General features: G+C 66.3%; 18 protein-coding genes and 1 pseudogene. 8 read left to right on the forward strand and 11 right to left on the reverse strand.

Translation table 11 applies throughout. The annotated features are described in order from the left end of the window. Position 1: 1 nt before the first annotated feature. Both F3H32_RS05080 and F3H32_RS05085 read left to right on the forward strand, forming a co-directional pair. Positions 2-1,303 carry an MlaD family protein gene (locus F3H32_RS05080; RefSeq protein WP_149764889.1) on the forward strand — a complete coding sequence of 434 codons (1,302 nt, stop codon included), beginning with the start codon at positions 2-4 and terminating at the stop codon, positions 1,301-1,303. A gap of 10 nt (positions 1,304-1,313) precedes the next feature. Continuing rightward, positions 1,314-1,940 carry an ABC-type transport auxiliary lipoprotein family protein gene (locus F3H32_RS05085; RefSeq protein WP_149764890.1) on the forward strand — a complete coding sequence of 209 codons (627 nt, stop codon included), beginning with the start codon at positions 1,314-1,316 and terminating at the stop codon, positions 1,938-1,940. Between the two features lie 11 nt (positions 1,941-1,951). Here the strand turns inward: F3H32_RS05085 and uvrC are convergent, their stop codons facing one another. The 11 genes from uvrC to F3H32_RS05140 form a co-directional block, all read right to left on the reverse strand. Continuing rightward, a complete protein-coding gene (gene uvrC / locus F3H32_RS05090; protein WP_149764891.1) occupies positions 1,952-3,823 on the reverse strand; it encodes an excinuclease ABC subunit UvrC in 1,872 nt (623 codons plus the stop codon). A 301-nt stretch (positions 3,824-4,124) separates the two neighbouring features. Then, positions 4,125-4,895 (reverse strand): SDR family oxidoreductase, encoded by a 771-nt coding sequence (locus F3H32_RS05095; protein WP_149764892.1) that lies wholly within the window; start codon positions 4,893-4,895, stop codon positions 4,125-4,127. Between the two features lie 103 nt (positions 4,896-4,998). Then, on the reverse strand, positions 4,999-5,802 hold the full coding sequence (locus F3H32_RS05100; protein ID WP_149764893.1) for a S49 family peptidase: 804 nt from the start codon (positions 5,800-5,802) through the stop codon (positions 4,999-5,001). 40 nt (positions 5,803-5,842) lie between these two features. Then, positions 5,843-6,712 (reverse strand): ribokinase, encoded by an 870-nt coding sequence (locus F3H32_RS05105; RefSeq protein ID WP_149764894.1) that lies wholly within the window; start codon positions 6,710-6,712, stop codon positions 5,843-5,845. A 141-nt stretch (positions 6,713-6,853) separates the two neighbouring features. Continuing rightward, positions 6,854-7,600: a cytochrome c1 gene (locus tag F3H32_RS17835; RefSeq protein ID WP_316701161.1), complete on the reverse strand. Its 747-nt coding sequence runs from the start codon at positions 7,598-7,600 to the stop codon at positions 6,854-6,856. 633 nt (positions 7,601-8,233) lie between these two features. Continuing rightward, the gene (petB, locus tag F3H32_RS05115) at positions 8,234-9,556 is read right to left on the reverse strand and encodes a cytochrome b (RefSeq protein WP_149764896.1); all 1,323 of its coding nucleotides are present in this window, start codon (positions 9,554-9,556) and stop codon (positions 8,234-8,236) included. Positions 9,557-9,566: 10 nt separating this feature from the next. After that, positions 9,567-10,139 carry a ubiquinol-cytochrome c reductase iron-sulfur subunit gene (petA, locus tag F3H32_RS05120; RefSeq protein WP_181900566.1) on the reverse strand — a complete coding sequence of 191 codons (573 nt, stop codon included), beginning with the start codon at positions 10,137-10,139 and terminating at the stop codon, positions 9,567-9,569. 661 nt (positions 10,140-10,800) lie between these two features. Beyond that, positions 10,801-11,613, reverse strand: a complete 813-nt coding sequence (gene radC / locus F3H32_RS05125) for a RadC family protein (RefSeq protein ID WP_149764897.1) — start codon at positions 11,611-11,613, stop codon at positions 10,801-10,803. Positions 11,614-11,658: 45 nt separating this feature from the next. After that, a complete protein-coding gene (gene dnaJ, locus F3H32_RS05130; protein ID WP_149764898.1) occupies positions 11,659-12,813 on the reverse strand; it encodes a molecular chaperone DnaJ in 1,155 nt (384 codons plus the stop codon). Positions 12,814-12,894: 81 nt separating this feature from the next. Beyond that, positions 12,895-14,805 (reverse strand): molecular chaperone DnaK, encoded by a 1,911-nt coding sequence (gene dnaK, locus F3H32_RS05135; protein WP_149764899.1) that lies wholly within the window; start codon positions 14,803-14,805, stop codon positions 12,895-12,897. Positions 14,806-15,053: 248 nt separating this feature from the next. Continuing rightward, positions 15,054-15,875 carry an ABC transporter permease gene (locus tag F3H32_RS05140; protein WP_149764900.1) on the reverse strand — a complete coding sequence of 274 codons (822 nt, stop codon included), beginning with the start codon at positions 15,873-15,875 and terminating at the stop codon, positions 15,054-15,056. Positions 15,876-16,017: 142 nt separating this feature from the next. Between F3H32_RS05140 and cysQ the strand changes: the two genes are divergently transcribed. The 6 genes and pseudogenes from cysQ to F3H32_RS05170 form a co-directional block, all read left to right on the forward strand. Further along, positions 16,018-16,815 carry a 3'(2'),5'-bisphosphate nucleotidase CysQ gene (gene cysQ / locus F3H32_RS05145; protein ID WP_149764901.1) on the forward strand — a complete coding sequence of 266 codons (798 nt, stop codon included), beginning with the start codon at positions 16,018-16,020 and terminating at the stop codon, positions 16,813-16,815. Between the two features lie 5 nt (positions 16,816-16,820). Continuing rightward, positions 16,821-17,621 (forward strand): 3-deoxy-manno-octulosonate cytidylyltransferase, encoded by an 801-nt coding sequence (locus F3H32_RS05150; RefSeq protein ID WP_149764902.1) that lies wholly within the window; start codon positions 16,821-16,823, stop codon positions 17,619-17,621. After that, complete coding sequence (locus F3H32_RS05155) at positions 17,621-18,838, forward strand: glycosyltransferase family 2 protein (RefSeq protein WP_149764903.1); 1,218 nt, start codon at positions 17,621-17,623, stop codon at positions 18,836-18,838. The genes F3H32_RS05150 and F3H32_RS05155 overlap by 1 nt, the downstream gene beginning before the upstream one ends. Before the next feature lie 146 nt (positions 18,839-18,984). Continuing rightward, complete coding sequence (locus tag F3H32_RS05160; protein ID WP_149764904.1) at positions 18,985-19,875, forward strand: UTP--glucose-1-phosphate uridylyltransferase; 891 nt, start codon at positions 18,985-18,987, stop codon at positions 19,873-19,875. A gap of 6 nt (positions 19,876-19,881) precedes the next feature. Beyond that, positions 19,882-20,514, forward strand: a pseudogene (locus F3H32_RS05165) (NAD-dependent epimerase/dehydratase family protein); the annotation flags it as partial. A 64-nt stretch (positions 20,515-20,578) separates the two neighbouring features. Further along, a partial coding sequence (locus tag F3H32_RS05170; protein WP_188128588.1) for a transposase occupies positions 20,579-20,862 on the forward strand: 284 nt, incomplete at its 3' end.

The raw sequence follows: 20,862 nt of genomic DNA on the forward strand, positions 1-20,862 counted from the left end.
GATGGAGACCAAGGCCAATTACGTGCTGATCGGCGCCTTTACCATCGCGGGCTTCCTGGGGATGCTGCTGTTCCTGATGTGGTTCGCCAAGCTGCAACTGGACCGGCAATTCGCCTGGTACGACATCTATTTCCCGGAAGTGTCGGGCCTGGGCGTGTCATCCGAGGTGCTGTTCGCCGGGCTTTCCGTCGGCAAGGTGGTGGACATGCAGCTATCGCAAAGCGTGAACGGCGCGGTCCGGGTCCGGGTCGAGATGGCCGAGGATACGCCGGTGCGCACCGATTCCCGCGCCGCCATCGAGATCCAGGGCGTCACCGGCGTCGCCAATGTGGCGATCACCTCGGGCCGGCCCGATTCGCCCCTGCTGCGCGACGTGGACCCGGATTCGATCCCGGTCATCGCCGCCAACCGTTCGGCCCTGCAAACGCTGTCGGACCAGGGTCCCGAGATGATTTCGCGGCTGAACACCGTGGCCGAGCAGTTGACCAAGCTGCTGGGCGACGAAAACCAGAACCGGGTGCGCAATATCCTGGACAATGTCGAACGCTCCAGCGCCAACCTGGACAAGGCATTGGCCGACGTGACCACGGCCACCGATTCCATTGCCGCGGCAGCCGGCGACATCTCGGCTTTCGGCGCGCGGCTGGACGGGCTTTCCGCCGCGGCCGAAACCACGCTGGGCAATGCCGACACGGCGCTGGCCAAGTTCACCGAAAGCGCGGCCAAGGTCGATACGGCGCTGGATTCCGGCACCGCCACGCTGGACGAGCTGCGCGCCTATGTCTCGGGCGACCTCAAGGGGCTGACGCAGCGGCTGGACCAGACCGCCGCCACGCTGCAAACCGACCTGGCCCGGCTGACCGATCGGGCGGATAAAAGCCTGGACGGGCTGGACGCGGCGCTGGAGGTGGGCAGCCGCACGCTCGCCTCGGCCGAGCGGGCCTTTGACGGGGCCGAGCGGGTCATCAACAGCGATGTCGCGCCGGTGGCGGCCGACCTGCGCGTGACGCTGGGCAAGGCGAACGAGGCCATCGACCGCGTCGCCGCCGACCTGCCCCAGATCACCGAACGGCTGCGCAATGCCGCCGACAGCGCCGAGACCGCCTTTGCCAGCCTGCGCGGCATGCTGGACAGCGCCCGCGCCCCGGTGCAGGCTTTCACCCGCGACGGGCTGCCGCAATTCACCCGCATGGCCAGCGATCTGCGCGGGCTGGTGGGCAATCTGAACGAGCTGGTCTCGGCGCTGCGGCGCAACCCATCGCAAATCTTCTCGGGGCCGCGCGCGCCCGAGTTCCGCCGCTGAAAGGTCCGCCATGCGTCTTGCCGCCGCCTTGCTTGTCCTGACCCTGACCCTGCCGGGCTGCGCCGCCCTGCGCGCGCTGGAGGGAGAGCCGGATCGCGACGTGTTCGAGCTGCGCCCGCCTTCGGACGTGCCCCGGACCTGCGGCCGCGGCCGGTTGGCCGAACTGGTGATCGAGCCGCCCAAGGCACGCGGCACGCTGGACACCGACCGCATCATGATCCGGCCGAACCAGTTGCAGACGCAATACCTGCCCGATGCGCGCTGGGGCGACACGGTGCCGGTGGCGCTGCAAACCCTGCTGGTGCGCGGCTTTGGCGTCTATGACGCCTTTACCCATGTCGGCCGCGCGCCGCTGGGCGCGGCGGGCGATTACGCGCTGATTTCCGAGATCAACGATTTCAACGCCGAGGTCGCGGGGCAGGGGGCCGTCATCAAGCTGTCCGTCGATGCGCAGATGGTGCGCGAGATGGACGCCCGCGTCGTCTCGCGCGGGCATTTCACCGCCACGGCCCAGGCGCCGACGACCAAGACCGCCGACCTGATCCCGGCCTTTGACGCGGCCGGCCAGCAGCTTGTGGCGCAGATGACCGATTGGGGGCTTGGCGCTGTGGGGGTCGATCCCGCGCGCTGCCGTTAGCGGTCCGCGTTCTAGCCCTTGTGGAAATGATCGACGATCTTCCGCGCCATGGATTCGCTGATCCCTTCCACCGCGACCAGGTCGGCCAGGCCGGCGCGGCTGACCGCCTTGGCGCTGCCGAAATGCTGAAGCAGCGCGCGCTTGCGGGCCGCGCCGATGCCGGCGATCTCATCCAGCGGATTGGCCATCGCGGCCTTGGCCCGCTTGGCGCGATGCGTGCCGATAGCCCAGCGATGCGCCTCGTCCCGCAGGCGCTGGATGAAATACAAGACCGGGTCGTTCATGCGCAGGGCGAAGGGACGCTGGCCATGACGGTGGAATTCCTCCTTGCCGTGGTCGCGGTCCTCGCCCTTGGCGACGCCGATCATCGGGATGTCCTCGACCCCCATCTCGGCCATGATCTCGTGCACCGCGCTGACCTGCCCGGCGCCGCCGTCGATCAGCAGCAGGTCCGGCCAGGTGTCGGTCTGGCGGTCCGGGTCCTCTTTCAGCAGGCGGGCAAAGCGGCGGGTCAGCAGCTCTTTCATCATGCCGAAATCGTCGCCCGGCGTGATCTCGGTGCCCTTGATGTTGAACTTGCGATACTGGCTCTTGATCCAGCCTTCGGGGCCGGCGACGACCATGCCGCCGACGGCATTGGTGCCCTGGATATGGCTGTTGTCATAGACCTCGATGCGTTGCGGCACGGCGGGCAGGTCCAGGGCCTCGGCCAGCCCCTCCAGCAGGCGCTGCTGCGCGGCGCTTTCCGACATGCGCCGCGCCAGGCTTTCGCGGGCGTTGCGCAGGGCGTTTTCCACCAGTTCGGCCTTTTCGCCGCGCCGGGGAACGCCCAGCACGACCTTGCGCCCGGCCTTTTCCGACAGCGCATCGGTCATCAGGTCGGGATCCTCGATGCCATGCGACAACAGGATCAGCCGCGGCGGCACCTTGCCGTCGTAGAACTGCGCCAGGAACGCCTGCATCACCTCGTCCGCCGATTCCACGCCATTGAGCCGCGGGTAGAAATCGCGGTTGCCCCAGCTTTGGTTGCCGCGGATGAAGAACACCTGCACGCAGGCCTGCCCGCCCTCCATATGCAGGGCGATCACGTCGGCCTCGGGGACGCCGCGCGGGTTGATGGCCTGCACCGATTGCACGGCGGTCAGCGCCTTGATGCGGTCGCGCAGCGCGGCGGCGCGTTCGTATTCCATCGCCTCGGCCGCCGCGGCCATCTCGGCCGCCAGGTCGGCCTGGATGCGCGTGGTCTTGCCTTGCAGGAACAGTTCGGCATCGGCGACCAGGCTGTCATATTCCTCTTGCCCGATGCGGCCGACACAGGGGGCGCTGCACCGTTTGATCTGGTAAAGCAGGCAGGGCCGGGTGCGGCTGGAAAAGGTCGCGTCGGTGCAGGACCGCAGCAAAAACACCCGCTGCAACTGGTTCAGCGTCCGGTTCACCGCCCCGGCGCTGGCAAAGGGGCCGTAATAGTTGCCCTTTTCCGCCTTGGCGCCGCGATGCTTCTTGATCTGGGCAAAGGGATGCGACTTGGCGACCAGGATGTTCGGAAAGCTTTTGTCGTCGCGCAAGAGCACGTTGTAGCGCGGCTTGAGCTGCTTGATGAGGTTTTGCTCCAAGAGCAGCGCCTCGGTCTCGGTGCGCGTGGTCAGGAACATCATCGAGCAGGTCTCGCGGATCATCCGCGCGATCCGCGCCGAATGCCCGCTGCCGCGCGCATAGTTCGAAACCCTGGCCCGCAGGTTCCGCGCCTTGCCGACGTAAAGCACCGCGCCTTGCGCATCCAGCATGCGATAGACCCCCGGCGAGCCGTCGAGGGTGCGCAGGTAGTCCTGGATCAGCGCATGGCCGGACTTGGCGGGGCGCGTTTCTGGAATGGAATCGGTCATGCGGTTAACCAAATGATTCTCGGGCCGGGCTGCAAGTTCGGGAGGCAAAATTCAAGCTGAATCCTGTCCACGGAATCTGTGGATAACTCTGTGAATCAGCATGGGAGGAGCGCAGCTTCCATGAGCGTTTCTTGGGGTTTCCTCGCTTTGCCTGATTTATAGGCATTATTGGAAACGATTGATATTGCGTGATATTTTTTGTCCTATGTGCAATCCCATGAATTTCTTGCCAGAATCGTGAAGATTGCGTGAAGGCCGGTCGCAAGGTGGACAACTTGCCGCGGAACGGCGGTTTTCTGCCCTATTCCACGCCCAGTACGTCGGGGGTGCGCCAAGCCAGATGCTGGCCGCCATCGACGCAGATCAACTGGCCCGTGACCGAAGGCGCGTCCATCAGATAGCCAAGTGCAGCGCAGACATCGTCGGGGCCGGCACCGCGTTGCAGGACGGTCGCGGCGCGCTGCTGGGCGAAATGGCGGTCGGATTGGCGGACGCCCTGCACGGTCGGGCCTGGGCCGATGGCGTTGACGCGGATATCGGGCCCAAGCGCCTGGGCCGAGGTCCGCGTCAGCCACCACAGCCCCGCCTTGGCCAGCGAATAGGTCATGAACTCGGGCGTCGGCTTCAGCACGCGCTGGTCGATCATGTTGACCACCAGCCCCGCCGCCACCGGCTCGGCGCCGCCGCGGTCGGCCTTGGGTGCCTGACGGGCAAATGACTGCGTCAGGATGAAGGGCGCGCGCAGGTTCGATCCCAGGTGCCGGTCCCAGCTTTCGCGGCTGGCGCTGGCGATGTTGTCATATTCAAAGATCGAGGCGTTGTTCACCAGCAGGTCCAGCGGCCCCAGGGCGGCATGGGCGCGGTCCACCAGCGCCTCGGTCTGGTCCAGGTCCAGCAGGTCGGCCTGAAAGATCGCGGCGCGCACGCCCAGGGCGCGGGCTTCGGCGGCGGCCGATTCGGCCTCGGCCGCCGAGCTTTGGTAATGGATGGCCACGTCGATGCCGCGCCGTGCCAGATAGAGCGTGATGGCCCGGCCCAGCCGGCGAGCGCCCCCGGTGACAAGCGCGGTCATCTACGTCTGATTCCCAGCAACTTGGCGATCATGCGGCGCATGCCCGGACCGGCGACCAGCGCCAGCGCGATGATGATCAGCAGGCATAAAAGGACTAGCTTGATCATCCGCGCCCCGCCCCGAAACGCGCGAATGCGGCGCGTTCCTCGATCCCGTCGATGACATGATCGGCGGAAAGGCCGAAACGCCGCAACAGCGGCACGCGCTGGCCATAGGTCAGGAAGCGCGCCTCCTTGCCGTAAAGTTCGCGCATCTTGGGCACCAGATGGGCGATGCCGTCGGCCAGGCCCAGGTCCACCGCTTCGCGGCCGGTCCAGATCTCGCCGGTGAACAGGTCGCTGCCCTGGGGCAGGCGGCCGCCGCGCCGGGCCAGAACCTGCTGCTTGAAGGCGTCGTGGATCGGGCCCAACAGGCGGTTCAGCCGCGCGACATCCTCGGGCGTTTCCGGGCGGAACGGGTCCAGCATGGATTTCGAGCGTCCGGCGGTATGCACGCGCCGCTCGATCCCGTGACGGTGGATCAGCTCGGCAAAGCCGAAGCCTGCGGAAATGACCCCGATCGAGCCCAGCACCGAACTGTCATCCGCCCAGATGTAATCGGCCGCACTGGCCAGCCAATAGCCGCCCGAGGCCGCCACGTCCTCGACAAAGGCATGGACGGGGATCTGGCGTTCCTCGGCCAGGCGGCGGATGCGGGCGCCGATCAGGCTGGACTGCACCGGCGAGCCGCCGGGCGAATTCACCACCAAGGCCACGGCGACCGGCCGGCGCCGCTTGAAGGCGCGCTCCAGCAGCGGGGCCAGGGCGGCGTCGGAAAGGCCGGGGCCGCCGCGGCCGGCAACCCCGATGGCGCCTTGCAGGCGGATGACGGCGACAGCGGCCGGGCGGTTCAGGAACGGTATTCTCATGGGTTTCCAGATAGGGGGCAGCGGGGCTGCCGGCAAGCGTTCAGCCATGCGCTTTCAGAAAGGCAAGCACTTCGGCGCGGTTGGGCATGGCGTCGCCCGCGCCCTGGCGGGTCACTTGCAGCGCGGCGGCGGCCGCCGCATGGCGCAGGGCGGTGGGGATATCCTGGCCCCGCGACAGGCCCGCGGCGAACCAGCCGGTGAAACAGTCGCCGGCCCCGGTCGTGTCGACCGGCTGCACCCGGAACGCCGGCTGCCGCCAGGTCGGCCCGCTGCGCAGGTCGCGAAACTCGGCGCCTTCTGCGCCGCGGGTGACAAGCAGGCCCTCGACCGGCAGGTCCTGGCCAAAGGCGGCAAAGGTGTCGCGCGCCTCGACCTCGTTCACCGCCAGGATCGAGACATGCGGCAGCACCTCGCGCAGCGCCGCGATGTTGAAGGGGGCGGCGGAATAGATCACCCGCGCCCCCGCAGCGCGCGCCGCCGCCGCTGTTTCGGCTTGCAGGCTGGTTTCGTTCTGCATCAGCAGGATGTCGCCCGCGGCAAAGTCGGGACGGCGGGCCAGGCCCGGCGGAAGCGCCCGATTGGCGCCGCCATGCAGGATGATCGAGTTTTCGCCGCCCGCATCGACCAGGATCACCGCATGGCCGGTGGCGATGTCCGGCAGCCGGGCGATGGCCGAAATGTCCACCCCGGCCGCGGCCAGCCGTCGCGGCACCCAGTCGTCGCCGGTGCCCATCGCGCCCAGGTGGATCACCTGGGCCCCGGCGCGGGCGGCGGCGACCGACTGGTTCGCGCCCTTGCCGCCCAGCCCCTGGGAATAGGACAGCGCGGGCAGCGTCTCGCCCCGCCGGGGCAGCGCGGGCAGGTGGTAGACATGGTCGATATTGATCGAGCCGAGATTATAGATCCTCACGCCGCCCCCCCCTTGCCGATACCGCCCGCCCATCTGACCGCGGCCGGGCCGGCTTGTCCATATCTGTCGCCGCAAACCCTTTGGTGCAAAAGAAAAACGCGCCCCTGGGGGCGCGTTTCCAGAACTTGGGGCCGGGAGGGATCACCCAGGCTTGCGCGGATGCTTGATCGGCTGCCACAGCTTCTTGTTGGTCAGGTAGAGCAGCACCGAAAGCAGGACCAGGAAAAGCACCGAGACGAAGCCCACCTGCTTGCGGTCCATCATCTTCGGCTCGGCTGTCCACATCAGGAAGGCAGCGACGTCGGTCGCCATCTGGTCCACGGTCGCCGGGGTTCCGTCCTCATAGGTCACCTGGTCGTCGAACAGCGGCGGCGCCATCTGGATCCAGTTCCCCGAGAAGGCGGCGTTGTGATAAAGCACGGTGCCCGCCTCTTCCTTTTCCTCGCCATCATAGCCGGTCAGGATGGCATGGATGTATTCCGGGCCGCCAATGCCGTTGACCAGCTGCGACAAGCCGGTGCCATAGGGGCCGTGGAAGCCGGCCCGCGCCTTGGCCATCAGCGACAGATCCGGACCCATGCCGTCGCCGGTGACGGTCGGGAAGTGGTCGGTGGGCACGCGCGGCCGATCCTCGCCGGTGTCCGCGTCGGTGATGTCCATGTTCGCGGCATAGGCGCGGACCTGATCCTCGGGCAGCTGCGGGCCACCTGCGTCGCCCAGGGTGCGCAGCGGCACATAGCGCAGCCCGTGGCAGGCCGAGCAGACTTCGGTATAGACCTGCAAGCCGCGTTGCAACTGGTGCTGATCGAAGGTGCCGAACGGCCCTTCGAAGCTGAAAGCCACGTCCTCGATATGGGCGGCAGCATGGTCGGCGGCCTCTTCGGCCACGACATCGCCCTGTTCCTCGGCGGCGGGTTCTTCGGCGGCTGCCTCCTCCTCGGCGGGAGCTTCCTCCTCGACGGCTGCCTCATCGGCTGCCGGCTCGTCCGCAGGGGCTTCCTCGACGGCTTCCTCGGCCGGGGCGGCCTCTGCCGCAGGCTCTTCGGTCGCAGCTTCCTCTTCGACGGCGGGTTCCGCGGCCTCTTGCTCCGCAGGTTCCTCGGCGGCGGGTTCTTCGGCCGCAGCCTCTTCTGCCGGTGCCTCCTCGGCCTGTTCTTCGACAGCCGGTGCCTCGACCGCCGGCGCTTCGTCGACGGTTTCGGCGGCAGGTTCTTCCGCGGCCGGCTCGGCCGCGGGTTCCTCGGCCGCGGGTTCCTCGGCCGGCGCGTCCACGGCTTCCGGTTCGTCCGGTTCTACGACCGCTTCCGGTTCAGCCGGCGCTTCGGCCTCGGGGGCTTGCGCCAGTTCGGTGGCCGCCCCCGCCGCCGGAGCGGTTTCGCTGGACTGATAGCTTGAACCTGCTGGGGCCGAGGTGCCGGGCGCGAGGCTCGTGTCCTGCGCCACGGCGCCGCCAGCCAGAGCAACCGTCAGGGCCGCAACAGCCGTGAGCGATGCGTTTCTCATGGTCATTGTTGCCTCTCCTTACTCGGCCGGATGGGTTTCGGGCCCATAATGGGCGTTGAAATCGTCCTCGATCGTCTGCGGCATGGGGTCGGGCTTCTCGATGATGCCCAGAAGCGGCAGGATGATGAGGAAATAGGCGAACCAATAGGCCGCCCCGGCCAGCGCGATCAGGGGATAGATGCCCTCGGTCGGCATGGCGCCCACCCAGGTCAGGACCACGAAGTCAACCGCCAGCAGCCAGAACCACCACTTGAACAGGGGCCGATACTGACCCGAACGCACCCGCGACGTATCCAGCCAGGGCACCAGCGCCATGACCAGGATGGCGCCGAACATGGCGATCACGCCGAAGAACTTGGCGTCGATGATGCCAAAGGACAGCCATTCGACCAGAATCACCACCCAGACATCGGCGGTAAAGGCGCGCAGGATGGCGTAGAAGGGCAGGAAATACCATTCCGGGACGATATGCGCCGGCGTCACCAGCGGGTTCGCCTCGGTATAGTTGTCGGGGTGGCCCAGGTAGTTCGGCATGAAGCCCACCACCGCGAAGAACACCACCAGGATCACGGCCAGCGCAAACAGGTCCTTGATCACGAAATAGGGCCAGAAGGGCAGGGTGTCCCGCTCTGCCTCTTCCTTCGAGGTGCGGCGGACCTCGACGCCGGTCGGGTTGTTGTTCCCGGTGGTGTGGAAGGCCCAGATATGGACGATCACCAACGCGGCGATGACGAAGGGCAGCAGATAATGCAGCGAGAAGAAGCGGTTCAGCGTGGCATTGTCCACCGCCGGGCCGCCCAGCAGCCAGGTCTGGATCGAATGGCCAATGCCGGGAATGGCGCCGAACAGCCCGGTGATGACGGTGGCGCCCCAGAAGGACATCTGGCCCCAGGGCAGCACATAGCCCATGAAGGCCGTGCCCATCATCATCAGATAGATCAGCATGCCGACGATCCAGGTCACTTCGCGCGGGGCCTTGTAAGAGCCGTAGTAGAGGCCGCGGAAGATGTGGATATAGACGGCAAGGAAGAACAGCGAGGCGCCGTTCGCATGCAGATAGCGCAGCATGTAGCCGCCGTTCACGTCGCGCATGATATGTTCGACGCTGGCAAAGGCCAGGTCGACATGCGGGGTGTAATGCATCACCAGCACGATGCCGGTGGCGATCTGCAACACCAGGCAGAATGCCAGCACGATACCCCAGATCCACCACCAGTTCAGGTTCCTGGGGGTGGGGATCATGATGGTGTCGTAGACCAGCCCGACGATGGGCAGGCGGCGATGCAGCCAGCGCTCGAAACCCGTCTTGGGCTCGTAGTGGTCATGGGGAATACCGGCCATGTGCGCCTCCTCAGCCCAGCTTGATGGTTGTTTCGTCAAGGAATTCGGCGACGGGGATCCACATGTTCTCGGGCGCGGGGCCCTTGCGGATACGACCCGCCTGGTCGTAATGCGAGCCGTGGCAGGGGCAGAACCAGCCGCCGAAATCGCCCGCGCCGTCGCCGATCGGAACGCAGCCCAGATGGGTGCAGACGCCGATCATCACCAGCCATTCGCCGGCTTCGTCCAGCGTGCGGTTTTCATCCGAAGCGTCGGCGTCGGGACGGTTGGGGTTCTGGGCGTTCTGGTCGATCAGCTGCCCAAGTTCGACCGCGCGGCCGGCCTGGATCTCTTCCTCGGTGCGGCGGCGGATGAACACGGGCTTGCCGAGCCATTTCACCGTCAACTGCGTGCCTGTCTCGATGCCGCTGACATCGACCTGGATCGAAGCGAGGGCCTGGACGTCCGCCGACGGGTTCATCTGGTTGATAAGGGTCCAACCGGCGGCGCCCGTCGCGATCGCGCCGGCACCGGCGGTCGCGTAATAGAGAAAATCTCTGCGGGTGGCGCCGTGGTCGCCTGCGTGTTCGTCTGCGTGGGACACGGTTCTGATCTCCATTTATGCCCCGGAACCGGGGCGATACGACGGAACGGGTCGTGTTTGCTGCACAGCCCTCGCCGCGCGGTTCTAGCGATCAAATTCCCGGCAGTCCAGCGGCCCCGGCCCCGGCCCGCGCCGCAAAACGACGCAGGTGTGGGATTTTGGTTGCGCAACGGCCGCGCATTTGCAGCCCCTGCGCCGGCCCGGCCCTTTGCCGCGAAAGCCCAGTTCGCGCGGTCCGCCGATGATCGGTGGGCCAAAGGGGGCGATTCCCCTCAGTCCTGCCAGGCGGCGATACAGCCAGCCAGGGAAATCCCGCCTGCGACAGGCGATTCTTGGTTATCCGGCGCGGGACGAGGGCGGGGCTTGCCTGCGGCTACCTGGACGACCCCGCGAATTTGCGCCCGTCCGGCTTGCGGCCGAGGGGATCCTTGCCCCCGGCATACGCCACGACGGGCCGATTGTTTTTCATCAGGCGATCGGCCAGCCGTCGCGCCTTTGCCCCCCGGATCATCGGGCGCGCAGGGATTATGGAGAATGCTGCAAAGCGGCAGACTGGGCCCCAGAATGGCGGAATGGCCGGGCCTGTTGGCAGGCGAAGGGCCGCAACGATAGCGGTCTGGCCCAGAATATCATGGTAATCGAGCAGCAAGGTTTGTTGAAGCTACAGATATCCTGATGACCGAAGGCTGGTTTCCGTCGACTTGCCGATGATCAGATGGTCGTGCAGGGTGATCCCAAGGGCTTGGCAGGCGCTTTCTATCTGAAGCGTCATTGAAATATCCGCCTGGGACGGGGTGGGGTCGCCGCTTGGGTGGTTGTGGACGAGAATGAGGGCGCTGGCCGCCAGTTCCAGGGCGCGGCGCATGATCTCTCGGGGGTAGACCGGGACGTGGTCGACCGTGCCGCGGGCCTGTTCTTCGTCGGCGATCAGCACGTTCTTGCGATCCAGGTAAAGCACGCGGAACTGTTCGATTTCGCCATGCGCCATGGCGGTGTGGCAATAATCCAGCAGCGCGTCCCAACTGGTCAAGACCGGCCGGTGCATGACGCGCGAACGCGCCAGGCGCTGTGCCGCGGCCTCGACAAGCTTCAGCTCTTGCACGACGGCGGGGCCGATCCCCGCAATCTGGGCCAGCCGCGTCGGCGGGGCCGAAATCACCCGGTTGAAATCGCCGAAAGCATCCAGCAGCCGCCGCGCGAGGGGCTTTACATCCTGGCGGGGGATGGCGCGGAACAGCAGCAGTTCCAGCAATTCATAATCAGGAAGGGCGGCGGCACCGCCCTGCATGAAGCGTTCGCGCAGTCTTGCGCGGTGATCGGCCAGATAGCTGGGCAGCCTGCCGGCCGGAACGGACGGGACAGGTCCGGTCTGCACCGCCTCGTCCCCCGGCGGGCCAGACTGGGGCCGGCTGACAGCGGCGGCGGCTGAGAACAGCGGCAATGCGGCATCGTGAAAGGCGCGATTCGGGTCCATGCCGCCAGCTTGGCATGCAAGGATGAACGGACGGTTAACGCCGGATCAGCCTTTCATCTCGTCCCAGAATCCTTTGATCTTGTGGAAAAAGCCTTGGGTCTGGGGGTTGTTGTCGGCGCTGGTCGCCTCGAATTCGCGCAAGAGTTCCTTTTGGCGCGACGTCAGGTTTACCGGCGTTTCGACGGCAAGTTCGATCAGCATGTCGCCCGCCTCGCCGTTCAGCCCCGGCCCGTGACGCAGCGGTGGCATGCCCTTGCCGCGCAGCCGCAACTGCTTGCCCGATTGGGTGCCGGCAGGAACCTTGACGCGCGAGCGCCCGCCGTCGATGGTCGGCACCTCGATCTCGCCGCCAAGCGCGGCGGTGGCCATGCTGACCGGAACCTGGCAGGCCAGCATCCGACCGTCCCGCAGGAAGATCGGATGATCCTTGACCTCGATGAAGATATAAAGGTCGCCCGCCGGACCGCCCCGCGTCCCGGCATCCCCTTCGCCCGCCAGGCGGATGCGGGTGCCGGTTTCGACCCCGGCGGGGATATTCACCGAAAGGGTGCGTTCCTTCTGGACGCGGCCGGCGCCGCGGCATTCCGTGCAGGGATTCTTGACGATCTGGCCCTGGCCGTTGCAGGTCGGACAGGTGCGCTCGACGGTAAAGAAACCCTGTGTCGCCCGGACTTTGCCCATGCCCGAACAGGTGGGGCAGGTGGCCGGCTCGACCGCGCCCTCGGCGCCGGTGCCGTTACAGGCCGCGCAGGCGACTGAACCGGGCACGGTGATCGCCTTTTGCACGCCGTTGTAAGCTTCTTCCAACGAGACGCGAAGGTTGTAGCGCAGATCCTGCCCGCGGCTGGCGCGCGAACGCCCCGCACCGCCGGCGCGACGGCCCATCATGTCGCCGAACAGATCCTCGAACACATCGGCAAAGGCCGAGCCGAAATCGCCCTGGCCGTTGCCCCGGCCAAAACCCCCGCCGCCATTTTCAAAGGCGGCATGGCCGAAACGATCATAGGCGGCCTTTTTCTGGTCGTCCTTCAGGCACTCATAGGCCTCGTTCACCTCCTTGAAGGCGGCTTCCGAGACCTTGCAGTCCTTGTTGCGGTCGGGGTGCAACTGCTTTGCCTTGGAGCGGTAGGCCTTCTTGATCTCATCGGCCGAGGCACCCGGAGCAACGCCCAGAACCTCGTAATAATCACGTTTCGCCATGTTGATCGCGTCCGGGGTCTTTCAAGAAATGACCGGCCCGTGCGGGTCTGCATCGGGCCGGCCGGGTGGTTCACATCGCGCTTACTTGCGCTTGTCTTCGCCGAGATCCTCGAAATCGGCATCGACGATCTCGTCATCCACGTCGCGCGGCCCAGGCTCGGCACCGGCATCGCCGGCTTCGGCCTGGCTGGCCTTGTAGATGGCCTCGCCCAGCTTCATCGAGGCATCCATCAGGTTCTGGATGCCGCCCTTGATCTTGCCGGCATCCTCGGACTTGAGGGCTTCTTCCAGCGCGCCGACGGCCAGTTCGATCACCTCGACGGTCGAGCCGTCCACCTTGTCGCCATGCTCTTCCAGCGACTTCTTGGTGGTGTGGATCAGGCTCTCGGCCTGGTTCTTGGCCTCGACCAGCTCCTTGCGGCCCTTGTCCGCCTCGGCATTGGCTTCGGCGTCCTTGACCATCTTTTCGATCTCGTCATCCGACAGCCCGCCCGAGGCCTGGATGGTGATCTTCTGCTCTTTGCCGGTGCCCTTGTCCTTGGCGGAAACCGACACGATGCCGTTGGCGTCGATGTCGAAGGTCACTTCGATCTGCGGCATGCCGCGCGGCGCCGGCGGGATGTTTTCCAGGTTGAACTGGCCCAAGAGCTTGTTGTCCGCGGCCATTTCCCGCTCGCCCTGGAACACCCGGATGGTCACGGCGTTTTGGTTGTCCTCGGCAGTCGAGAAGATCTGCGACTTCTTGGTCGGGATGGTGGTGTTGCGGTCGATCAGCCGGGTGAACACGCCGCCCAGCGTCTCGATGCCCAGGGACAGCGGGGTCACGTCCAGCAGGACCACGTCCTTGACGTCGCCTTGCAGAACGCCGGCCTGGATGGCGGCGCCCAGGGCCACGACCTCGTCGGGGTTCACGCCCTTATGCGGTTCCTTGCCGAAGAAGCTGGTCACTTCTTCGACCACCTTGGGCATCCGGGTCATGCCGCCGACCAGCACGATCTCGTCGATGTCGCCCTTGGACATGCCGGCATCCTTCAGCGCGTCCTGGACCGGCTTCATCGTGCGCTTGATCAGGTCGCCGACCAGGCTTTCCAGCTTGGCGCGGGTCAGTTTCATGACCATGTGCAGCGGCGTGCCCGAATCCTTGTCCATCGAGATGAACGGCTGGTTGATCTCGGTCTGGCTGGAGCTCGACAGCTCGATCTTGGCCTTCTCGGCGGCTTCCTTGAGCCGTTGCAGCGCCATCTTGTCCTTGGTCAGGTCGACGCCGTGTTCCTTTTTGAACTCGTCGGCCAGGTAGTTGACGATGCGCATGTCGAAGTCTTCGCCGCCCAGGAACGTGTCCCCGTTGGTCGATTTCACCTCGAACAAGCCGTCGTCGATTTCCAGGATGGTGATGTCGAAAGTGCCGCCGCCAAGGTCATAGACCGCGATGGTCTTGCTGTCCTTCTTGTCCAGGCCATAGGCCAGCGCGGCCGCGGTCGGCTCGTTGATGATGCGCAGCACTTCCAGGCCGGCGATCTTGCCGGCATCCTTGGTGGCCTGGCGCTGGGCGTCGTTGAAATAGGCGGGGACCGTGATCACGGCCTGGCTGACGCTTTCGCCCAGATAGGATTCGGCGGTCTCTTTCATCTTTTGCAGGATGAAAGCGGAAATCTGGCTGGGCGAATACTTGTCGCCGCGCACCTCGACCCAGGCGTCGCCATTGCCGCCGTCGACGATGGCATAGGGGACCAGGTTCTTGTCCTTCTCGACCTCGGCGTCGGTGGTGCGGCGGCCGATCAGGCGCTTCACGGCGAAAACGGTGTTCGACGGGTTGGTGACGGCCTGGCGCTTGGCCGGCTGGCCGACCAGGCGTTCGCTGTCGGTGAAGCCGACGATCGAGGGCGTCGTGCGCGCCCCTTCCGAGTTCTCGATGACCTTGGGCTGGCTGCCGTCCATGATGGCGACGCAGCTATTGGTGGTTCCGAGGTCGATGCCGATGACTTTGGACATGCAATAACCTTTCTTGCGGCGATATTCTGGGCCTTGGGTCCACAAGCGGCCCCCGAAGCCCGATCCCTGGATTGACCGAAGGGCGCCTGGTTCAGGAACCCCTCGAACTTCATGGGGCTATATAGGAAGGGGGCTGGCGGGCTGCAAGCGGACTGGGCGGCAGAAAACATGCGCCCCGCCCCGGTCCCCCAGGCGGTGCCTGGGCCGCCCGGCGCGGTGCCGCGCGGCGCGGGCGGCGGCGCGCGCGATCACCGTCCCGCGGACCAGCTGAGCGAGACCGCCTTGCGTGTCGCATATTCCGCCATCAGCCCGATCATCAGCAATGTCAGCGTGGCATAAAGCGGATAGTCCAGCGAGGAATTGCGCGGCGAATAGTTGATGAAGGCAAAGCCCCGCGTCTGGTCGATGACATGGAACAGCGGGTTCCACGAAAACATGTGCAGGATGGCGCTGGGCATCAGGTTGGCCACGAACATCTTGCCGGAAAACACCATGTTCAGCCGCTGGTAAAGCTGCGACATCACCTGCGCCCCCTGTGGCCACCAGGGGCGGATGGACAGGAAGATCAGCCCGATGCAGCAGCCCGAGAACCAGGCCAGCAGCAGCATGGCATAGCAGGCCAGCGGGTTGTCGATATGGATCGGCTTGATCAGGTAATGATAGCCGCTCAGCACCACGATGCTGGAAAAGGTCTGCCGGTAAAGCGCCGCCAGTGCCGCGGCCGCGATCATCACCACCGTATTCATCGGCCCGTGCTTCATCATCTGGTTGCTGGGATTGCCGGCCGATGCGACCGAGCCCAGGCCCTGGGAATGGGCCATGAACATGAAGATCCCGGACATGATATAGACGATGTAATCGCCGCGGATCGGCGCCTGGCGCACACCCATGATCGCGAAGATCAGATAAAAGCCCACGATCATCGCGATGGACTGCATCACCGTCATGATCAGCCCCACCAGGGCGTTGCGCTGGCTCTTGCGCAGATTGTTGACGGTAAGGTGATAGATCAGCGACAGCGTGGTGAACGCGGCCTCGACCATGTTGCGGCTACGGCGCTGGATGAACATCGGCGGGTCGGCTCTGCCTGCGGTTTGGGGCGGGGCTCTTGCGGGGCGCTTGCCCTGCGCGATCAGGGGCATCATAAGGAAGCCGACCGCCGTATTCAATCGCCGCCGCTGCCGCAGGGCCGCGGACCGGAAAGGAAAAGCCATGCAATTTGATCTAATGATTGCCGAGATGCGACGCCTGGCCCTGGCGGCGGGCGACCGGATCATGCAGATCTATGGCGCCGAGGATTTCGAGGTGCGCGCCAAATCCGACGCTTCGCCCGTGACCGAGGCCGACGAGGCCGCCGATGCGCTGATCTCGGCCGGGCTGCGCGCCGCATTCCCCGACATCGCGCTCGTGACCGAGGAACAGGCCGAGACCCATGGCCAGAGCCTGTCGACCTTTCTGATCGTGGACCCGCTGGACGGCACCAAGGAATTCGTGCAGCGCCGCGGCGATTTCACCGTCAACATCGCCTATGTCGAAAACGGCGTGCCGCGGCTGGGTGTGGTCTATGCCCCGGCGCGGGGCCGGCTGTTCTATACCACCGCCCAGGGCGGCTCGGTCGAGGAAAAGGGTCCCTTCGGCGACCAGCCGGGCGAGGTCGTGCCCATCGGCGTCAACTCGATGCCCGACAACCGGGCGCTGATGGTCGTCGCCTCGAAATCGCATCGCGACGCGGCGACGGACGACTATATCGGCCGCTACGGGGTGCGCGACATGACCTCGGCGGGCAGTTCGCTGAAATTCTGCCTGGTGGCGACCGGCGAGGCCGATCTTTACCCGCGCCTGGGCCGCACCATGGAATGGGACACCGCCGCGGGCGACGCGGTGCTGCGCGGCGCGGGCGGCGAAGTGGTGCGCTTTGACGACCACACCGCGCTGCAATACGGCAAGCCGGGATTCGAGAACCCGTTCTTCATCGCCTTCGCCCCCGGCGTGCTGCTGGTCAAGGACTGAGTCCCATGTCCGTGGTCATCGTCATTCCCGCCCGCCACGCCTCGACCCGCTATCCAGGCAAGCCGCTGGTCCAGCTTCGCGGCGCGACCGGCGAGGGGCTTTCCCTTATCCGCCGCAGTTGGGAGGCGGCGCGGGCCGTCCAGGGCGTGGACCGCGTGATCGTCGCCACCGATGACGCGCGCATCCGCGACCATGCCGCGGGCTTCGGGGCCGAGGTCGCCATGACCTCGACCGCCGCCTGCAACGGCACCGAGCGCTGCGCCGAGGCGGTGGCCAATCTGGGCCTTGCGCCCGAAATCGTGGTGAACCTGCAAGGCGACGCGCCCCTGACGCCCTCGTGGTTCGTCGAGGACCTGGTGGCCGGGCTGCGCGCCGATCCCGGCGCCGACGTGGCCACGCCGGTCTTGCGCTGTTCCGGCGCCATGCGCTCGGACCTGATCGCCGACCGGGTGGCGGGGCGCGTCGGCGGCACCACCGCCGTCTTTGGCCATGACCGGCGGGCGCTGTATTTCTCGAAGGAAGTGATCCCATTCGCCGCGGCGGATTTCGGTCCCAGCGAGCCGACGCCGGTCTTTCACCATGTCGGCGTCTATGCCTATCGCCCGGCGGCCCTGGCCGAATACCCGACCTGGGACGAAGGCCGGCTGGAGGCGCTGGAGGGGCTGGAGCAGCTACGCTTCCTGGAACGCGGCCGCCGCATCCTTTGCGTCGAGGTCGAGGCGAAGGGCCGCGAGTTCTGGGAGCTGAACAACCCCTCGGACGTGCCCAAGCTGGAAGCGATGATGAGCCGCATGGGCATCGCCTGATGCCCAAGGCCGGGGCGCCGTTGACCGGCCTGCCCTCGACCAGCATCATCGTCGTCTCGCGCCATCGGCCGCAGGCGCTGGCCCGCTGCCTGGCGGCGTTGGCCGGCCAGACCCATCCCGATTTCGAAGTCGTGCTAGTGGCCGACCCGGCTTCGGCGGGACTGCGGCCGGACCTGCCGCTCAAGCGGCTTGCCTTCGACCGCGCCAATGTCTCGGCCGCGCGCAACGAGGGGCTGGCGCTGGCGGCGGGCGAGGTGGTGTTGTTCATCGACGACGACGCGCTGGCCGAACCCGGCTGGGCCGAGGCGCTGGCCGCGCCCTTTGCCGATTCGCGGGTGATCGCTGCGGCGGGCTTTACCCGCGGGCCGGACGGGCTGCGCTGGCAGGTCCGGGCCGAGCGGATCACCCCTTCGGGCCGTGCCTTGCCGCTGGAGGTCGCCGGCACTGCGCTGCTGGCGGCGGAAAACGGCTGCCCGGTCAGCACCATCGGCACGAATTGCGGCTTTCGCCGCACGGCGCTGCTGGCCGTCGGCGGCTTCGATCCGGCCTTTGCCTATTACCTGGACGAAAGCGACGTGAACCTGCGCATGGCGGCGCGGTTTCCGGCCGGGCTGACGGCGGTGGTCCCGGCGGCGCAGGTGATCCACGGCGCGGCCCCCGGCGCCGGCCGGGGCGCGGCGGGGGTGCCCCATGACCTGGCCGCGATCGGCCGCTCGGCTGCGATCTTTGCCGCGCGGCACGGCGGCGATCCGGGCTGGCTGCGCGACAACCAGCGGCGGCGGCTTTTGCGGCATATGGTGGCGGGCCGGCTGGACCCCTTTGCCATCGCGCCGATCCTTGCCACGCTGGAACGCGGCCTGGCCGAGCCGCGGGGCGCGACACCCCCGCCGCCGGTCTGGAACCGGCCCGCGCCGCCGCCGCTGCGCCCGATGCCGCCCGGTCCGGCGGAACCGCTGCGGCTGGCCGGCTGGCACTGGCAGGCGCGCGGCCTGCGCGCCCGCGCCGCCCAGGCGGTGGCCCAGGGCCAGGCGGCCGTGCTGCTGCTGCTGACCCCCAGCGTGCTGCCGCATCGGCTGACCCTTGTTCCGGGCGGCTGGTGGGAGCAGCGGGGCGGGCTTTGGGGCGCCTCGTGCCCCGGTGATCCGCCTGTCATGTTTCTAAGCAAGAATGCGCGCATCCTGCGTGAGCAGGGAAATTTGCCTGGACGACGGAGGTGAACCGGCAGAAAATCGCTGCAAGCTGGATAATTGAATCGCTTTGACATTTTTGAAGGAACGACTGTGCCGGTCCGGCGCTTGTTGCGCAAGCGCCGACAAAAGGGGATAATATCCTGCGACGGCGCAGAAATCAGGAGACAGACTTCATGACTCGCAAAGTCACCAAGGCCATCTTTCCCGTGGCTGGACTGGGCACCCGCTTTCTTCCCGCAACGAAAAGCATCCCCAAGGAAATCATGACCTTGGTCGATCGCCCGCTGATCCAATACGCCATCGACGAGGCGCGGGCGGCGGGGATCGAAGAGTTCATCTTTGTCACCTCGCGCGGCAAGGGCGCGCTGGAGGACTATTTCGACCACGCGCATGAACTGGAATCGAGCCTGAAGAAATCCGGCAAGAACGAATTGCTGGACATCCTGCGCTCGACCAACATGGAATCGGGCGCCATCGCCTATGTCCGCCAGCACAAGGCGCTGGGGCTTGGCCATGCGGTCTGGTGCGCGCGCCGCCTGGTCGGCGACGAACCCTTTGCCGTCATCCTGACCGATGACGTGATCATGGGCGAGCCGCCCTGCCTGCAACAGATGATCGAGGCCTATCAGGAAACCGGCGGCAGCATGGTCGCGACCATGGAAGTGCCCGCCGACAAGACCCAGGCCTATGGCGTGCTGGACGTGTCCGAGGATATGGGCGCCATCGTCCGCGCCCGCGGCATGGTGGAAAAGCCCAAGGAAAACCCGCCCTCGAACCTGGCGGTGATCGGGCGCTACATCCTGGCCCCTTCGGTGCTGAACAACCTCAACAAGCTCAAGCAGGGCTCGGGCGGCGAGATCCAGTTGACCGACGCCATCGCCGACGAGATCGCCGAGGGGCGCGACGTGTTCGGCCTGCGCTTCCGCGGCCAGCGCTTCGACTGCGGTTCCAAGGCCGGCTTCCTGCAAGCGACCGTGGCCTTCGGCCTGGCGCGCGACGATCTCAAGGACGAGTTTGCGGGCTATCTTTCCGACCTCCTGGCGATGCGCAAGGCGGCGGAATAACCGGAAATGACGGACAAGGTTCTGGTGACGGGCGGCGCGGGCTATATCGGCTCGCACGCCTGCAAGGCATTGCGCGCGGCGGGTTTCGAACCCGTGACCTATGACAATCTGTGCACCGGCTGGCGGCAGGCGGTGAAATTCGGCCCCTTCGAACAGGGCGACCTGCTGGACCGCACCCGCCTGGACGAGGTCTTTGCCCGCCACCAGCCCGTCGCGGTGATGCATTTCGCCGCGCTGAGCCAGGTGGGCGAGGCGATGCGCGAACCGGGCAAGTATTGGCGGGGCAATGTCAGCGCCTCGCTAAGCCTGATCGAGGCGACGCTGGCGGCGGGGGTGCGGAACTTCGTCTTCAGCTCGACCTGCGCCACCTATGGCGACCATGACGGGGTGGTGCTGGACGAGACGACCGCCCAGACGCCGCTGAACGCCTATGGCGCCAGCAAGCGCGCGATCGAGGATATGCTGAAAGATTTCGGCGCCTCGGACGGGCTGCGCGCGGTAATCTTTCGCTATTTCAACGTGGCCGGCGCCGACCCGGATGCCGAGGTGGGCGAGTTCCACCAGCCCGAAACGCATCTGGTCCCGCTGATCCTGGACGCCATCGACGGCAAGCGCGCGGCGCTGACCATCCACGGCAGCGTTGTTGCAGAACTCATGAGCTTCCGGGATTCACGGCGTGAATCCGGTGGGTTAAGAGCCTGCCATGAGCAAGCCCGAACCTGCCCGCTACCGTACGACCAACTGGAAATCCTATAACGACGCGCTGAAGCGGCGCGGATCTCTGCTCGTCTGGCTAGACCGGGACATGGACTGGCTTGCGCCGAAGGCAGGCAAGCCCGGACGTCCGCCGGTCTTCTCCGACGCCGCCATCCAGTTCTGTCTGATGATCAAGGTGCTCTTCGGCCTGCCGCTTCGGCAAACGACCGGAATGGTCGCCAGCATCCTCGAGATGGCTGGTCTGGACTGGCCGGTCCCGGACTTCTCCAC

Origin of the sequence: Paracoccus thiocyanatus, assembly GCF_900156255.1 — a bacterium.
GTDB classification, from domain to species: domain Bacteria; phylum Pseudomonadota; class Alphaproteobacteria; order Rhodobacterales; family Rhodobacteraceae; genus Paracoccus; species Paracoccus thiocyanatus.

What these genes read in the sequence shown, in the direction of transcription:
- F3H32_RS05140 (WP_149764900.1), bottom strand. Translation starts at nt 15,875, where the DNA reads ATGTTCATCCAGCGCCGTAGCCGCAACATGGTCGAGGCCGCGTTCACC.
- F3H32_RS05080 (WP_149764889.1), top strand. Translation starts at nt 2, where the DNA reads ATGGAGACCAAGGCCAATTACGTGCTGATCGGCGCCTTTACCATCGCG.
- F3H32_RS05150 (WP_149764902.1), top strand. Translation starts at nt 16,821, where the DNA reads ATGTCCGTGGTCATCGTCATTCCCGCCCGCCACGCCTCGACCCGCTAT.
- dnaK (WP_149764899.1), bottom strand. Translation starts at nt 14,805, where the DNA reads ATGTCCAAAGTCATCGGCATCGACCTCGGAACCACCAATAGCTGCGTC.
- cysQ (WP_149764901.1), top strand. Translation starts at nt 16,018, where the DNA reads ATGCAATTTGATCTAATGATTGCCGAGATGCGACGCCTGGCCCTGGCG.
- F3H32_RS05160 (WP_149764904.1), top strand. Translation starts at nt 18,985, where the DNA reads ATGACTCGCAAAGTCACCAAGGCCATCTTTCCCGTGGCTGGACTGGGC.
- petB (WP_149764896.1), bottom strand. Translation starts at nt 9,556, where the DNA reads ATGGCCGGTATTCCCCATGACCACTACGAGCCCAAGACGGGTTTCGAG.
- dnaJ (WP_149764898.1), bottom strand. Translation starts at nt 12,813, where the DNA reads ATGGCGAAACGTGATTATTACGAGGTTCTGGGCGTTGCTCCGGGTGCC.
- F3H32_RS05095 (WP_149764892.1), bottom strand. Translation starts at nt 4,895, where the DNA reads ATGACCGCGCTTGTCACCGGGGGCGCTCGCCGGCTGGGCCGGGCCATC.
- uvrC (WP_149764891.1), bottom strand. Translation starts at nt 3,823, where the DNA reads ATGACCGATTCCATTCCAGAAACGCGCCCCGCCAAGTCCGGCCATGCG.
- F3H32_RS05100 (WP_149764893.1), bottom strand. Translation starts at nt 5,802, where the DNA reads ATGAGAATACCGTTCCTGAACCGCCCGGCCGCTGTCGCCGTCATCCGC.
- F3H32_RS05155 (WP_149764903.1), top strand. Translation starts at nt 17,621, where the DNA reads ATGCCCAAGGCCGGGGCGCCGTTGACCGGCCTGCCCTCGACCAGCATC.
- F3H32_RS05085 (WP_149764890.1), top strand. Translation starts at nt 1,314, where the DNA reads ATGCGTCTTGCCGCCGCCTTGCTTGTCCTGACCCTGACCCTGCCGGGC.
- radC (WP_149764897.1), bottom strand. Translation starts at nt 11,613, where the DNA reads ATGGACCCGAATCGCGCCTTTCACGATGCCGCATTGCCGCTGTTCTCA.